14 protein-coding genes are annotated in these 14,999 nt (G+C 58.5%); 11 read left to right on the top strand and 3 right to left on the bottom strand.

Annotation, left to right across the window (positions count from 1 at the left end; all coding sequences use genetic code 11):
• Positions 1–51: 51 nt before the first annotated feature.
• Positions 52–759, top strand: a complete 708-nt coding sequence (locus tag ACR0BK_RS08400; protein ID WP_480554314.1) for a hypothetical protein — start codon at positions 52–54, stop codon at positions 757–759.
• A 58-nt stretch (positions 760–817) separates the two neighbouring features.
• Positions 818–2,044, top strand: coding sequence for a threonine ammonia-lyase IlvA (gene ilvA, locus ACR0BK_RS08405; protein ID WP_480554315.1), 1,227 nt, complete (start codon positions 818–820; stop codon positions 2,042–2,044).
• Here the strand turns inward: ilvA and ACR0BK_RS08410 are convergent.
• Positions 2,041–2,370 (bottom strand): Hpt domain-containing protein, encoded by a 330-nt coding sequence (locus ACR0BK_RS08410; RefSeq protein ID WP_480554316.1) that lies wholly within the window; start codon positions 2,368–2,370, stop codon positions 2,041–2,043. The two genes, ilvA and ACR0BK_RS08410, sit on opposite strands and share 4 nt — an antisense overlap.
• Positions 2,371–2,532: 162 nt before the next feature.
• Between ACR0BK_RS08410 and ACR0BK_RS08415 the strand changes: the two genes are divergently transcribed.
• Positions 2,533–3,807: a PP2C family protein-serine/threonine phosphatase gene (locus tag ACR0BK_RS08415; protein ID WP_480554317.1), complete on the top strand. Its 1,275-nt coding sequence runs from the start codon at positions 2,533–2,535 to the stop codon at positions 3,805–3,807.
• Here ACR0BK_RS08415 and ACR0BK_RS08420 read toward each other — a convergent pair.
• Complete coding sequence (locus ACR0BK_RS08420; protein ID WP_480494015.1) at positions 3,804–4,247, bottom strand: NUDIX hydrolase; 444 nt, start codon at positions 4,245–4,247, stop codon at positions 3,804–3,806. The two genes, ACR0BK_RS08415 and ACR0BK_RS08420, sit on opposite strands and share 4 nt — an antisense overlap.
• Positions 4,248–4,323: 76 nt before the next feature.
• On the opposite strand from ACR0BK_RS08420, the gene hslO reads away from it, so the two are divergent.
• From hslO to ACR0BK_RS08460, 8 genes are all read left to right on the top strand, one after another.
• Positions 4,324–5,310, top strand: coding sequence for an Hsp33 family molecular chaperone HslO (gene hslO / locus ACR0BK_RS08425; RefSeq protein ID WP_480474375.1), 987 nt, complete (start codon positions 4,324–4,326; stop codon positions 5,308–5,310).
• Entirely contained in the window at positions 5,303–5,899 is a 597-nt protein-coding gene (locus ACR0BK_RS08430) for a CoA pyrophosphatase (RefSeq protein WP_480474374.1), read from the top strand. Before hslO ends, ACR0BK_RS08430 begins: the two co-directional genes overlap by 8 nt.
• Positions 5,896–7,050 carry a CCA tRNA nucleotidyltransferase gene (locus ACR0BK_RS08435; protein ID WP_480474373.1) on the top strand — a complete coding sequence of 385 codons (1,155 nt, stop codon included), beginning with the start codon at positions 5,896–5,898 and terminating at the stop codon, positions 7,048–7,050. The genes ACR0BK_RS08430 and ACR0BK_RS08435 overlap by 4 nt, the downstream gene beginning before the upstream one ends.
• A 191-nt stretch (positions 7,051–7,241) precedes the next feature.
• Positions 7,242–9,080 carry an ABC transporter ATP-binding protein gene (locus tag ACR0BK_RS08440; protein WP_480554318.1) on the top strand — a complete coding sequence of 613 codons (1,839 nt, stop codon included), beginning with the start codon at positions 7,242–7,244 and terminating at the stop codon, positions 9,078–9,080.
• Positions 9,077–10,909, top strand: a complete 1,833-nt coding sequence (locus ACR0BK_RS08445) for an ABC transporter ATP-binding protein (RefSeq protein ID WP_480518202.1) — start codon at positions 9,077–9,079, stop codon at positions 10,907–10,909. The genes ACR0BK_RS08440 and ACR0BK_RS08445 overlap by 4 nt, the downstream gene beginning before the upstream one ends.
• Before the next feature lie 39 nt (positions 10,910–10,948).
• Complete coding sequence (locus ACR0BK_RS08450) at positions 10,949–12,178, top strand: class I SAM-dependent RNA methyltransferase (protein ID WP_480518200.1); 1,230 nt, start codon at positions 10,949–10,951, stop codon at positions 12,176–12,178.
• Positions 12,179–12,199: 21 nt separating this feature from the next.
• Positions 12,200–12,985 carry an ion transporter gene (locus ACR0BK_RS08455; protein ID WP_480474369.1) on the top strand — a complete coding sequence of 262 codons (786 nt, stop codon included), beginning with the start codon at positions 12,200–12,202 and terminating at the stop codon, positions 12,983–12,985.
• A 59-nt stretch (positions 12,986–13,044) separates the two neighbouring features.
• Positions 13,045–13,563: a L,D-transpeptidase family protein gene (locus ACR0BK_RS08460; protein WP_480474368.1), complete on the top strand. Its 519-nt coding sequence runs from the start codon at positions 13,045–13,047 to the stop codon at positions 13,561–13,563.
• Here ACR0BK_RS08460 and ACR0BK_RS08465 read toward each other — a convergent pair.
• The gene (locus ACR0BK_RS08465; protein ID WP_480554319.1) at positions 13,547–14,998 is read right to left on the bottom strand and encodes a nodulation protein NodH; all 1,452 of its coding nucleotides are present in this window, start codon (positions 14,996–14,998) and stop codon (positions 13,547–13,549) included. The genes ACR0BK_RS08460 and ACR0BK_RS08465 overlap by 17 nt on opposite strands.
• Position 14,999: the final 1 nt, after the last annotated feature.

Genomic DNA, 14,999 nt, shown 5'->3' on the forward strand with positions numbered 1-14,999 from the left:
TGGCAGATTTTCTTGCATTCTGTGCGGATGGTATTTGGAAACATCAAGCAGGTGCTACAGATAACGGTTGGCCCTGCTCTAATTGCGACAATCATCATCGTGGGCGTGTTTTTGGCGCTTGGTATTCCGCTTGAGGCGCTTGAAGACAACACAGGCGCGTTGCCGCCAGGTGCAACCGCAGGTTCAGCCTTTGTCTTTGTGGTCGTTTTACTGGCGGTAATGTCCGTTACCATGTTCTGGATCGCGGTGTCATGGCACCGCTTCATCCTGATGGAAGAATATCCCACGGGAATACTCCCGACATTCCGCTTCGACAGGATTCTGGCCTATTTCGGTCGCTTTCTGATGTTGGGAATTTTGATGGTGATCGCGTATATCCCCATGGGTTTGGTCGCTGCTGCACAAGGCGAAGGTCTTGCGGGGCTTTGGTTCATTCTGATGATTGTTTACACTGTTTTTCTGGTCGTGTGCTTCTATCGCCTGTCAATTATTCTGCCCGCAGCGGCGATAGGAAATCCCATATCGCTCGGTGAGGCTTGGAACAACACATCCGGGGTCAGTGGTGCAATCTTGTTGCTGCTACTCGTCGCCCTCCTATTCCAGATTCTGGTGCAGCTGGCTTTCACCGCCTTGGCAATAATACCGGTTCTGGGCGTTTTGCTGACCGTGTTCTTTGGCACGCTCATTCTGCCGATGATCAACGTCAGCATCCTGACTACGATGTACGGCGTCTTCATCGAAAAACGCCAACTCTCCTGAGCGGCGTACACATATGTATTCCTTGCCCTTGTCGTACTGATGCGGCAGTGAAGCGGTCATGACCGACTTCATGACCCGCGCCCGAGCCGCCGAAAAGGCGATGCGCTCTGTCTTCCCGGCAACGCCGTTGCAGCGCAATGCCCACCTGTCCGAACGTTATGGGGCGGATATCTGGCTCAAGCGCGAAGACCTGAGCCCGGTGCGCTCCTACAAGATCCGCGGTGCGTTCAACGCAATGCGCAAGCAGCAGGGGCAGGACCTGTTCGTCTGTGCCAGCGCGGGCAATCACGCGCAGGGCGTGGCCTTCATGTGCAAGCATCTGGGCGTCCGGGGCGTGATCTTCATGCCGGTCACGACGCCTCAGCAGAAGATCCAGAAAACCCGCATTTTTGGCGGGGATAACGTCGAGATTCATCTGATCGGTGACTATTTCGATGACACGCTTGCTGCCGCTCAGGCGTGGTGCGTACAGCAGGGCGGGTATTTCCTGTCGCCTTTTGACGATGCCGATGTGATCGAAGGGCAAGCCTCGCTGGCGGTTGAAATCGAAAGGCAGATGGGTGGTGCGCCCGATCACGTTGTGCTTCCCGTGGGCGGAGGCGGCATGTCCGCCGGCGTGGCCACATGGTTCGGGGACCGCACCCATTGCCTGTTCGTCGAACCGGCCGGAGGGGCCTGTCTGCGCGCAGCCCTGGCAGCAGGACATCCTGTTTCGCTGGATCGAGTAGATACCTTTGTCGATGGCGCGGCAGTCGGGCGGATCGGTGAAAAGCCGTTCGAGTTGTTGAAATCACGTCACCTGTCGGACGTTCTGGTCCTGTCCGAGGACCGTATCTGCACCACCATGATTGAGATGCTGAATGTCGAAGGCATCGTGCTGGAACCTGCGGGGGCGCTGGCGATCGAGGCAGTAGGCGATATCCAAAGTTTTGTGCGTGGAAAGACCGTGGTCTGCCTGACATCCGGCGGCAATTTCGATTTCGAACGCTTGCCCGAGGTCAAGGAACGTGCGCAGCGGTATTCCGGTGTGAAAAAGTACTTCATCCTGCGCCTGCCGCAGCGACCCGGTGCCCTGAAGGAGTTCCTGAATATTCTCGGCCCCGAGGATGATATCGCGCGGTTTGAATACATGAAGAAATCGGCGCGCAATTTCGGTTCGGTTCTGATCGGGATCGAAACCCGCAAGCCCGAAAACTTCATGCGCCTGTTTGCCCATCTGGATGATGCCGGGTTCACCTATACCGACATCACCGAGGACGAGACGCTGGCACAGTTCGTGATCTAGCTCAGGTTCTTGTTCAGCTCAGCTTCAAACATGGTTTTCGAGCTGTTGAAAGCCGCCAAAAGCGCCGGCAGATCAACCTCGGCCCCTTGCCCTGCTGCGGCCTGCCGTTCCCCATCCTGGCAGAGTTTCGAGAATTGATCGAACCCCAGGCTCAACGCGCTTCCTTTCAGGAAATGCAGGTTCTGTTCCAGCTCGGCCCAGTTGGTATCGCGGCGCAGGCGGGTGATCACGTCCTGCACCTCTTCCAGAAATATCTCCACCACCTCATCGAATTCCTCGGGGCCGACTTCATCCCGCAACTGCCTGACTCTGGCCCAGTGGATCATCCTATACACCAGCTAATGAATGGTCATGGTTCTGAATAGACGCGTCCGGTAAAAAGCAGGTTAACGGGGCCACGCTTCGGCAATCGTCACTCTTCACCGGATGTTAAATCAGTCGGCGATAGGTTCGCCATAAGTGACGAAACTCATCAGAGCAGAGGGTAAATGGTGCCGGGGGCGAGTCTTGAGGAAACCAGAACTGATCTGGATTTCGGCGCGATCCGCACGGTGCTGGTGGTGGATGACAGCCGCCTGCAACGGCGCATTCTGGTGGCCTCGCTCAGGAAATGGGGGTTCGAGGTGATCGAGGCCGATACAGGCCATGCCGCTTTGGCGCTTTGTGTCGATAATCCGCCCGATCTTGTGCTGAGCGACTGGGTCATGCCGGGGATGAGCGGCCTTGAATTCTGCTGTGCCTTTCGGGCCTTGGAAACGGATCAATACAGCTATTTCATCCTTCTGACATCCAAAAGCGAAAAGCAGGAAGTCGCGCGCGGTCTGGATGCCGGGGCCGACGATTTTCTGATCAAGCCGCTTGAGGCGGACGAACTGCGCGCCCGGATTTCAGCTGGTGCGCGCATTCTGGACATGCAGCGCGAGCTCTCCCAGAAAAACCGCCTGATCGAATCCGCGCTCAAGGAACTCAGGCTTGCGCATGACGCGATCGACAAGGACCTGATGCAGGCGCGGAAAATTCAGGAATCGCTGGTTCCCGAACTGACCCGGACATTCGGCAAATCGCGGGTCAGTCTGTTGCTGAAACCCTGTGGTCATATCGGCGGTGATCTGGTGGGGATGTTCTCGCCCGGGGTGAACCGGCTAGGGTTCTACAGCATCGACGTATCCGGGCATGGTATCACCTCGGCCATGATGACGGCGCGATTGGGGGGATATCTGTCCAGCAAGCATTTCGATCAGAACGTCGCGATGGAGCGGAGGTTCGACAAGTTTTTCGCACTTCTGCCACCAGAACATGTGGCTGAAACGCTCAATTCCCGGCTGATGGCCGATGAAGGTATCGAAGAGTATTTTACGATGGTCTATGCCATCGTCGACCTGCGCAACGGGCATCTGAAGATGGTGCAGGCCGGGCATCCGCATCCCCTGCTGCTGCGGCAGGGTAGCCGCGCTGAGTTTCTTGGTGACGGAGGCTTGCCCATAGGATTGATCGAAGATGCGAGCTTTCAACAAATCGAAACGCAGATGCAGCCCGGCGACAAGCTGCTTTTGTACTCGGACGGGTTTACCGAATGCCAACTGGCTGGTGGCGGTTTGTTGGACGAAGACGGTTTGCGTCAGATGGCCCAACAGAGCATCTCGGAAAGGGGCGGGTCAGAGTTTCTGGACGACTTGTTCTGGCGTTTGACGCAAGTGATGTCACCGAAAGACGGTATCGGAGACGACGTCTCGGCCGTCTTCTTTGAATATAACGGACCTTAAAGCGAGCCGAGGTGTATTTCGGCAAAATGCCGGTCACCGTCATTTCCCAGTAAACCGACGGCGTCGGCGGTTTCCATCCACAACGCTTCGTGAAACGCCTCGGTCGGCGGTCCTATGCGGCGTACGGGGCGGGCGCGATAGATTAGGCAGACCTTCTCGGCCCACAGGTCGTATTCCGGCATATAGGTGAAGCGTCGAAAGGCGCCAATCCGTCGGGGTGCAGCAATAAGCCACCCGGTTTCTTCAAAGACTTCACGATGCAGGGCGGTAACAGGTGATTCGCCCGGATCAATACCCCCGCCGGGCAATTGCAGGTCGGGTCCGGGTTCTGTCTGGCAGGTCAGCAAAAGGTGACTTCTGCGGGGCAAAAGTGCGTAAACACCGACCCGTCGCGTGTATTTCCGCCCCGGCTCTGGGGTTTCACCGAACCGCCTGATCATGTATGGCCCCTTAAAACCTAATCTGTTCGACCTATATGGTGCCGGTATGCCAACCTGTGGCGCGTAAGGAAACCCCATGTCTCTTGGAACGAAAATCGCGTGGGACGATACCGTCCTGCCCTTTCAACTCGATGTATCGGATATGCGTGGCCGTGTGGCTCGTCTGGATGGTGTGCTGGATGGCATCCTGAAGCAGCATGACTACCCCGAACAGGTCGAGGCGCTGGTGGCCGAGATGGCCCTGCTGACCGCATTGATCGGGCAGACGGTTGCGCTGCGCTGGAAGCTGTCGTTGCAGGTGCAGTCCAAGGGGCCGGTGCGCATGATTGCGACCGACTATTACGCACCCAAGACCGAAGGCCAGCCTGCGCAGATCCGGGCCTATGCCAGCTTTGACCGTGACCGGCTCACCGATACGGCCCCCTTCGATCAGGTGGGCGAAGGGTATTTTGCCATCATGATAGATCAGGGCAAAGGCACGCAGCCCTATCAGGGCATCACTCCGCTGACCGGAGCCTCTCTCAGCGCCTGCGCCGAGGCCTATTTTGCGCAGTCCGAACAGCTGCCAACCCGGTTCTCGCTGAGCTTTGGCAAATCGACCGAGCCCGGCGTGAATGAACACTGGCGTGCCGGTGGTATCATGTTGCAGCATATGCCCAAAGCCTCGCCATTCGCCGCCTCGGGGGAAGGCAATGGCGAGATTCTGACCGCCAGCGATCTGGTCGACGGCGAAGAGGGCGAAAACTGGGGCCGGGTCAATATCCTGCTGGACACAGTCGAGGATCTTGAGTTGATCGGTCCTTCAATTGCGCCGACTGAATTGTTGGTCCGGCTATTCCACGAAGAACAGCCACGGGTCTATGATGCGCAGTCCGTGCAGTTTGGCTGCACCTGCTCCGAAGACCGGGTGCGGCAGAGCCTGTCGATCTATTCGGCAAAGGACCTCGAAAAGATGACGACGCCCGAAGGTCAGGTCACTGCCGATTGCCAGTTCTGCGGAGCACATTACGTGCTCGATCCGTCAACAGTTGGCTTTGAAGCCGAAGACCGCAAGGGTGCTTGACCCGATTGAACAGATCCGGACGGCGCTGCGCCGTCCCGGTCACGGGTCCAGCGACTTTGACCTGAACCCGGACACTTCCCTGCCGCCCGGGCGTCGCCTGCGCCCGGCGGGGGTTCTGGTTGCAATCTCGCTTGCAGATGACACCCCTCGGGTGATTCTGACGAAACGGTCCTCGGCCCTCAAACACCACCCGGGTCAGATCGCGTTCCCCGGCGGCAAACAGGATGAAGGGGATGCAGATGTCACGGCTACGGCCCTGCGCGAAGCACAGGAAGAGATTGGTCTTCCCGCGGATCTTCCAGAAATTCTGGGTTACCTGCCGACGCATGAAACAGTCACCTCTTTCACGGTTACACCCGTGGTGGCCGTTCTTCGAAAGGGATTCCAACCTGTTCCGGAACCCGGCGAAGTCGACGAAGTCTTTTCGACCCCCCTTGCGCATCTCTTGAATCCCAAGAACTATCTGGTTGAATCTCGCCGCTGGCGTGGCCAGAAACGCAGATATTACACAGTTCCGTACGGCCCTTATTACATATGGGGCGCGACGGCCCGCATATTGCGCGGGCTTGCTGCACGGGTGAATGAATGATGCAGATTGAAGAACTTTGGGTCAGCGAACCGGCGACCCAAAAGGTATGCGCCGCCCTGACCTCATCCGGGGCGCAAGCGCTTTTTGTGGGCGGGTGCGTGCGCAATGCGCTGCTGGGCGCGCCGGTGTCGGATATCGACATTGCCACTGACGCCCGGCCTGAACAGGTTGTCGAGATGGCGCAGGCAGCGGGCCTCAAGGCCATCCCCACCGGTATCGACCATGGCACGATTACAGTGGTCAGCGCCGGTATCCCGCACGAGATCACCACTTTCCGGCGTGACGTCGAAACTGATGGCCGCCGCGCCGTCATCGCCTTTTCCGATAACGTCGAAGAAGATGCCGCGCGGCGCGACTTTACCATGAATGCGCTTTATGCACTGCCAGATGGCACCGTGTTAGACCCCCTTGGCGGGCTTCCCGACCTTCAGGCCCGGCGCGTGCGGTTCATCGGCGAGGCCCAAGATCGCATTCGCGAAGACTATTTGCGGTCACTGCGCTATTTCCGGTTTCACGCTTGGTATGGTGACCCGGATGCCGGTTTCGACCCGGACGCGCTGGCTGCCATTGGTGCCAATCTTGATGGGCTGACCTCGTTGTCGCGGGAACGCGTCGGGGCCGAACTGCTGAAACTGCTGGGCGCGCCTGATCCGGCCCCGGCCATTGCGACGATGCGCAGCACCGGCGTATTGGCGCAATTGCTGCCGGGCGCGGATGACCGGTCGCTGGCACCGCTGGTCGCTTTGGAAAATGCGGCAGGTGCCGAGCCGAACCCCCTGCGTCGTCTGGCGGCTATCGCGACGCCCGATGATGCCGCAACCCTGCGCCTGAGCCGTTCGCAACTGCAACGCCTGACCGGAATGCGGACCGAAGCGCAGTCAACCACCAGCGTGGCTGAACTGGGCTATCGGTATGGTGACGAAGGCGGTTTGAACAAAACCCTTTTGCGGTGCGCCTTCTTTGAACAACCCTGGTCCGAAAACTTCAGACAGGACCTGCACGCAGGTGCAGCCGCGCGTTTCCCGATACAGGCCAAGGACCTGATCCCCGGGTTCACCGGCCCGGCGCTGGGCCAGAAACTGGCCGAGCTTGAAAGCCTCTGGATCGCGTCGGGTTTTGAGCTGTCACGCGAAGACTTGCTTGCAAGCTGATGTTTAGTCTCAAAAGGGGATGACAACTTTTGCCCATTGTGGTTAGGTGCGCCCGTCATATGGATGGAGGAATGCGAATGTATTACGGGATCTGGTTCGGCTAAAGCCGGGACACTTGCCCCGTAAAGGGTGGTGTTCAGGCGCCATCTGTCTTCGCACGTCTTTTTCTCTGCTCAATCGGAGCACACTCCATGTTTCGCTATTTCGAAAACCTTGTTGACCCTTTTGTCGCCTATCATGAGGCTGACACGCCGCCGACCCGGCTGTGGCCGTTCCTGCTGGACTATTCGCGCCCGTTCTACCGGGTCTTTGTCTGGGCTGCGCTGATTTCCATTATCGTCGCCGGTGTCGAGATCGGGTTGATCTATTATATGGGTCGTGTCGTCGACCTGTTGGGCGGTACCCCAACCGAGGTTTGGCAGAACCACGGGACCGAGCTGCTGTTGATCGCGGCCTTTGTCCTGTTTCTGCGCCCTTTGTTGCATCTGGTCGACGTACTGATCCTGAACAACACGATCCTGCCGAACTTTGGCACTCTGATCCGATGGCGCGCCCATAAACACGTTCTGCGTCAGTCGGTTGGCTGGTTCGAAAACGATTTTGCAGGGCGAATTGCCAACCGGATCATGCAGACACCGCCCGCAGCGGGTGAGGTGATCTTTCAGGTCTTTGACGCGATTTCCTTTTCACTGGCCTACCTGGTCGGTGCGGCGATCCTGCTTTATGTAGCGGATGCGCGCCTGTTGATCCCGCTGCTGATCTGGTTTGTGTTCTACGCGATGCTGGTGCGCTGGACGGTTCACCGTGTCGGGCCGGCCTCCAAGGCGGCCTCCGATGCGCGGTCAACTGTTACCGGCCGCGTCGTGGACAGCTATACCAACATTCATTCCGTCAAGATGTTCGCCCATGGCCCGCAAGAGCTGGACTATGCCCGCGAAGCAATCGAGGAAACCCGCCGGACATTCCAGATCGAGATGCGGATTTTCACCATCATGGATGCGGTTCTGGTTACCCTGAACGGGGTGCTGATCGTGGGTGTCGTGGGCTGGGCAATTGCCTTGTGGATGCAGGGTTCCGCTTCGGTCGGCGTCGTCGCGGCAGCAACCGCACTGACCCTGCGCCTGAACGCCATGACCGGATGGATCATGTGGGCGTTGACCAGCTTTTTCCGCCAGCTTGGTATCGTGGCTGAGGGGATGGAGACCATTGCCCAACCCATCGATCTGCTTGACGCGCGCGAGGCCAAACCCCTGCGGTTGACCAGGGGTGAGATCCAGATCCGCAATCTCTCGCACCATTACGGGCGCGAGGCCGGTGGGCTTGACCACATCAACCTGACCATTCAGCCCGGCGAAAAAGTCGGTCTCATTGGGCGGTCGGGTGCCGGGAAATCGACTCTGGTAAAGCTGCTTTTGCGGTTTTATGACGTCGAACGCGGTGCCATTCTGATTGATGATCAGAACATAGCGGATGTCACACAGGACAGTCTGCGCAGCCATATCGGCATGGTCCAGCAAGATAGTGCGTTGCTGCATCGCTCTGTGCGTGACAACATCCTTTACGGTCGTCCGGACGCGACCGAGGCGCAGATGATTGCCGCAGCCAAACAGGCCGAAGCGCACGCGTTCATCCTTGACCTGCAAGACCCGCAGGGGCGCACCGGGTATGATGCGCATGTGGGTGAGCGGGGCGTAAAGCTGTCTGGTGGTCAGCGGCAGCGGGTAACGCTGGCCCGGGTGATCCTGAAGGACGCGCCAATCCTCTTGCTGGACGAGGCGACATCGGCGCTGGATTCCGAGGTCGAAGCATCAATTCAGGAAACGCTCTACGGAATGATGCAGGGCAAGACCGTGATCGCAATCGCCCACCGTCTCAGCACCATTGCGCAGATGGATCGCATTCTGGTGATGGACGGGGGCCGCATCGTCGAAGAGGGCGCGCATTCTGATCTATTGGCGCAGGGTGGCCTTTACGCGCAGTTCTGGGCGCGGCAATCTGGCGGCTTCATGAACCCGGAGGCCGCTGAATGAAGATTGCCGATCTCATCTATCCGTTCAGGACCACAGAAACGCCCCCGCCGCAGACATTGGGGGCGTTCATTCGCTGGAGCCTTTCGGGCGCGTGGCCCATGCTGTTTGTCGCCGCGTTCTTTTCGGCCCTGGCTGGCGCGATGGAGGCTGGAACAGCGTGGATTCTGGGGCGTGTGATCGATGTGGCAACATCCAGCGGGCCCGAGCATTTCATGACCGCCGGGAATATGTGGATGATCTTTGGGGCGGTGGTGTTCTTCATGCTGCTGCGCCCGATCCTGTTTGGGCTGTCTTCGATTTCGAACAACTATATCGTGATGCCCAACATCACGCCTTTGGTGCTGGCCAAGCTGAACCGCTGGACGCTGGGCCAGTCTGTCACCTATTTCGACGATGATTTCGCCGGGCGCATTGCCCAGAAACAGATGCAGACGTCGAACGCCATGGCCTCGGTCGTGTCCGAAACGATCAGTGCGATTGTGTTTGCGTTGGCGTCGCTAGCGGGCTCTTTGCTTTTGTTAGGGTCTATTCATCCTTTGGTGATGCTGCCCTTTGCAGCCTGGCTGGTGGTCTATTTCCTTCTGGTGCGCTGGTACCTGCCGCGTATTCGCATACGCTCGGCTGCACGTGCAGGGGCGCGGGCGATGGTTTCGGGGCAGGTGGTCGACACGATCACCAACATCAAAACCGTCAAGCTTTTTGCGCACTCGGATTTCGAAGATCAGGCCGCGCGGCACTCGATGGTCGAGCTGCGGAAAAAATCACTGGCGTTCGGCAAGCTGTCGGCCAGTTTCCGGTTCGTCCTGATGGCGCTTGCCGGCATTCTGCCTGTTCTCCTGCTGGGGGCGACGCTGTGGTTATGGCAGTTCGGAATGGCAACCGCCGGTGACATCGTTGCCGCTGGCGCGGTGTCGGTTCGGATTTCGCAGATGACCGGATGGGTCAGCTTCACGTTGATGGGGCTCTATGCCAATGTGGGTGAGATCGAAAACGGGATGAAGACGCTGGCCAGACGGGACAGGGTCGAGGATGCGCGCAGCGCGAAAGATCTTGATGTAACCGAAGGATCCATCTCGTTCGAAGATGTCAGTTTTGCTTACGGCCGGGACGTCGGCGGTGTTACGGACCTGACGCTCACCGTGCAACCGGGCGAAAAGCTGGGAATTGTCGGTGCCTCAGGGGCGGGCAAATCAACACTCGTTTCGCTTCTTCTTAGGCTCTATGACAGGGAAAACGGCGCTATTTGCATCGATGGGCAGGACGTGTCGCAAGTCACGCAGGACAGTTTGCGCCGCCAGATCGGCATGGTCACGCAGGAAACGGCGATGTTCAACAGGTCCGCCCGCGAAAACATCCTCTATGGCCGCCCGGACGCGTCCGAGGCCGAGTTGATCAAGGCCGCAATCAAGGCCGAAGCGCATGACTTCATCCTGAGCCTCAAGGACGCCCAGGGCCGTACCGGCTATGACGCTCATCTGGGCGAGAGAGGTGTAAAGCTCAGCGGTGGTCAAAGGCAACGGATCGCCCTTGCACGCGCTATTCTTAAGGACGCACCCATTCTGGTTCTGGACGAGGCAACCTCAGCCCTTGATTCCGAGGTCGAGGCGTCGATTCAATCGGCGCTTCACCGGGTGATGCAGGGCAAAACCGTTCTGGCCATCGCCCACAGATTGTCAACGCTCAGCGAGATGGACCGGATCATCGTTCTGGATCAGGGGCAAATCGTGGAAACCGGAACCCACGAAGACCTTTTGGATCAGGGCGGGCTTTACGCTCGGTTCTGGCATCGGCAATCTGGTGGCTTCATTCAGGCAGAAGCTGCCGAATAAGGGTTTTGTTGCACCCAAAGCCCGGATATCAGGCCCCTCATGACGCAGAAATACACAATCACCCGGCTTGGCCATCAGGGCGACGGCATCGCTGATGGGCCCGTTTATGCCCCGCGCACCCTTCCGGGTGAGGTTGTCAGCGGCACCCTTGTTGATCAGGTGCTGACCGATATCCGCGTCGAGGTGCCGTCTGATGACCGGGTAAAGGCCCCGTGTCGCCATTACAAAGCCTGCGGTGGCTGTCAGTTGCAACACGCCTCTGATGCGTTTGTCGCCGACTGGAAGCTGAGCATTGTCCGCAACGCCCTGTCCGCGCAGGGGGTTGAGGCGCCGATGCGTCCGATACACACATCTCCCGAACACTCACGCCGACGCGCCACGATTGCCGTCAGGCGGACCAAGAAAGGCACATTGGCCGGGTTCCATGGACGTGCATCGGATACGATCACCGAAATCCCGGACTGCCGTTTGCTTGACCCGGCCCTGATCGCCGCAATTTCCGTGGCCGAGGCGCTGGCGGTTCTGGGCGGCAGCCGCAAGGGCGTCTTGGCCGTCACGCTCACCCTGTCCGAAGGCGGGCTGGATGTGGCCGTCAAGGGCGGCAAGCCCTTGGATGGGCCGCTGGAGCTGGCACTGGCGCAAGAAACCGAAAAACACGGTCTAGCGCGGCTCAGCTGGGATGGTGAAGTGATCGCCATGCGCCACGCTCCGGTTCAGCGCTTTGGGGCCGCCGTCGTCACGCCGCCGCCCGGTGCCTTCCTTCAGGCGACCAAAGACGGAGAACAGGCTCTATTACAGGCCGTTTCCGAGGCGGCGCAGGGTGCGAAACGAATTGTTGACCTGTTTGCGGGCAGCGGCACATTCTCATTGCCGCTGGCGGAAAAAGCCGAGGTTCACGCGGTAGAAGGTGCGGCAGACATGGTGCAGGCACTGGATCAGGGCTGGCGCAGGGCGCAAAGTCTGAAACGCGTGACGACCGAGGCCCGCGACCTGTTCCGTCGTCCGTTGATGCCGGATGAACTGAAATCGTTTGACGCAATCGTACTGGACCCGCCCCGCGCCGGTGCCGAGGCGCAGGTGGCCGAGCTGGCACAGGCCAGACGCCCGGTGATTGCCTATGTCTCGTGCAACCCCGTCACCTTCGCGCGCGATGCAAAAATATTGGTTAACGCTGGCTATACCCTTGAATGGGTGCAGGTCGTTGACCAGTTTCGATGGTCGTCACATACGGAACTTGCTGCGCGGTTTACCCTGAACGCCGCATCTTGATCAGACAGGAGAAAGCGACCCATGGGTTTCAGACAGCGTTTGCTGAACATCATCGAAGCGCCTGCATTCGGGCAATTCATAACGGCTGTCATCATCTTTAACGCAGTGCTTTTAGGGATGGAGACGTCGCCGACCCTGATGGAAGCCGCCGGGCCGCTGATCGTGATGCTGGACAAGCTGTGCCTTGCGATCTTTGTGGCGGAAATTACCATGAAACTGATCGCGACTGGGCGCAGGTTTTTCACAAACGGCTGGAACAATTTCGATTTCCTGATCGTCGGCATTGCGCTTGTTCCCAGCGCCGGAGGCCTGTCCGTTCTGCGAGCCCTGCGAATCCTGCGGGTATTGCGCGTGATTTCCGTTGCGCCAAGACTGCGCCGGGTGGTTGAAGGGTTCATCTCGGCCCTGCCGGGAATGGCCAGTGTGTTCCTGCTGATGGCAATTCTGTTCTATATCGGTGCCGTGATCTCGACCAAGCTGTTCTCGGCAACCTTCCCGGATTGGTTCGGCGATCTTGGCCGGTCAGCCTATACACTGTTTCAGATCATGACGCTGGAAAGCTGGTCGATGGGGATCGTCCGCCCGGTGATGGAGGTTTATCCCTATGCCTGGCTGTTCTTCGTCCCCTTCATCATGGTCACCACCTTTGCGGTGGTGAACCTATTGGTGGGTCTGATCGTAAATTCCATGCAGGACGCGCACCATGCAGAGGATGAGGTCAAAACTGATGCGTATCGTGATGAGGTTCTGGAACGCTTGGAGAGCATCGAGCGGCATCTGACCGAAAACTTGAACATCAAAAAGTGATTTCAGTTTTCGCATTTTTTGGCATAATAAGCCCCAAAAAACAAAGCAGGCAGTGAAACATGGATCGTCGAGCATTCGGATTGGGGGCGATGGCAACGCTGGGCCTTTCGGCTTGTGCATCAGCCCGACCAAATTTTCTGACTTATGATGGGCCCGAGGTCACCTCGCTGGTGGTCAACAAGGGCGCGCGCAAACTTTATTTGTTGCACCACGAAAAAGTCCTCAAGGAATATGATGTGGATTTGGGGTTTGCGCCGCAGGGCACAAAAACCAAACGCGGAGACGGCCGCACGCCCGAAGGAAGTTACCTGATCGATCGGCACAACCCCAACAGCCGGTATCACCTGTCTATCGGGATATCGTATCCCAACTCTCAGGACATCGCCAAGGCCAAGGCTGAGGGAGTTGATCCGGGTGGGGACATCTTCATTCACGGGCAGCCAAATCTGCGATCCGAGTTCAAACGCGCCAAGAAAACTCCGGATTGGACCGCGGGATGCATCGCGGTCAAGAATGACGAGATCGAAGAAATCTATGCGATGGTCAACCGAGGGACGCTGATCACTCTGCGCCCTTAGGGGGCACAGGCGCCCACGCTGCAATCCCGAATGTTTCATAGTCGTGCTGGTAGACCTCGGATGCCAGCGCTTCAAGCTGTTCGTCATAGATCTGATCCAGCGTATACGGAACATCTTGCGCGCACGGGCCGGGAACCGGCGGATTGGGGTGGCCTGTTGAGCGGGCCAGATCCGGCAGAGCCGTGATCAGCTCCTCTTCCCGCAGAATCACGTCGGGCATCAGAAAGCTGGCAATGCCATCCAGCGTGCGGGACTGGCTGCACCACGTCCCGTCAACGCGGATCGGCGTCTGACCGTTGAGGTTCATGCGCAGGAACCCGAGGAACGCCAGAAATGCATCCCGATGCTGTTCGACCGAGTAATTGTTGTCGCGTACCTGCCCGGGGATTGGCAGGTCGAGGCGGTTGCGCAGATAATTGCGGACCATCTTGTAACTGCCCGGCCCGGTATCCAGAATGTACTGGCAGAACGCCGAATGCGCCCGTGCCAACGGGTGGCGCAACACGGTGAACTTTCGGTGTCCGGGGTGGTCTTGCATCCAGACGCGGATTTCCTTGCGGTTCCGGTTTGTGACCAGATCGTCCGTAGAACAGCCATCCAGGCTGGCCATCCATTGCGCAATAACAGGCTCTATGCCGCCGCGAATGGGCAAATACATCAATGCTGATCTGGCTGCGGCGACGTATTGCGGCACCGCCGCGCCCCGGTTTGGTTCGAAACGGGCGGGCTGGTGCAATCCGAACCTGTCCAGCTTGGACAGGGCGTCTTGCATCTCATCGGGGTTGGTGACTTTCGATACGGCAGGAGCCGGGTTTTGCGGTTTCAGAGTATCGTCAAGTTTGCTCAGCCGCGCCTCAACCCCCAGCCATGCGGCCAGACCGTTCAGAACGTCCAACTCGGCCAGGTCGTCATAGGTAATGAAAAAGGCAGTCTGACCGGTCTTCTGTAAATGCCGCCGCAACATGTGCTGGTGGCTGTGGACCTGATCCAGATACTCAGAAAACTCGGCCCCGTCGAACGCAACCTGTGCATCGACGCGGCGCTTCACGTTCTTCAGCTGCCATTGCTGCGTGGCGCGCGCGATCTTCAGGGACAGAAAACTGTCCAGCGGATTGCGCGTGAGAATGATCTTGGCACAGCGCGGATCGTTCAGCACTGGCTTCAGAATGCGTGGATCGTGGTCCTGGAAATACCGAAAACCGTTCAAGTCGCCCGGTGCCGAACGGATTGCCGTCAACAGCCGCATCGGATCTGCATCGCGGTCTTCCAGCGACAGACCCAGAAGGGTATCGGATTTCAGGTTGCCGGCAAAATGCGGGTTGAAGGCTTCGCCGTGGCAGGAAACCCCGTCCAGCGCGTTCAGATTGGCCTCAAGCAGGTTCGACCCTGTGCGCATGGCAGCCAGAACAACGAAGTAGTCAAAATTGGCTGGCATG

The organism is Ruegeria sp. AF1 (assembly GCF_056542125.1).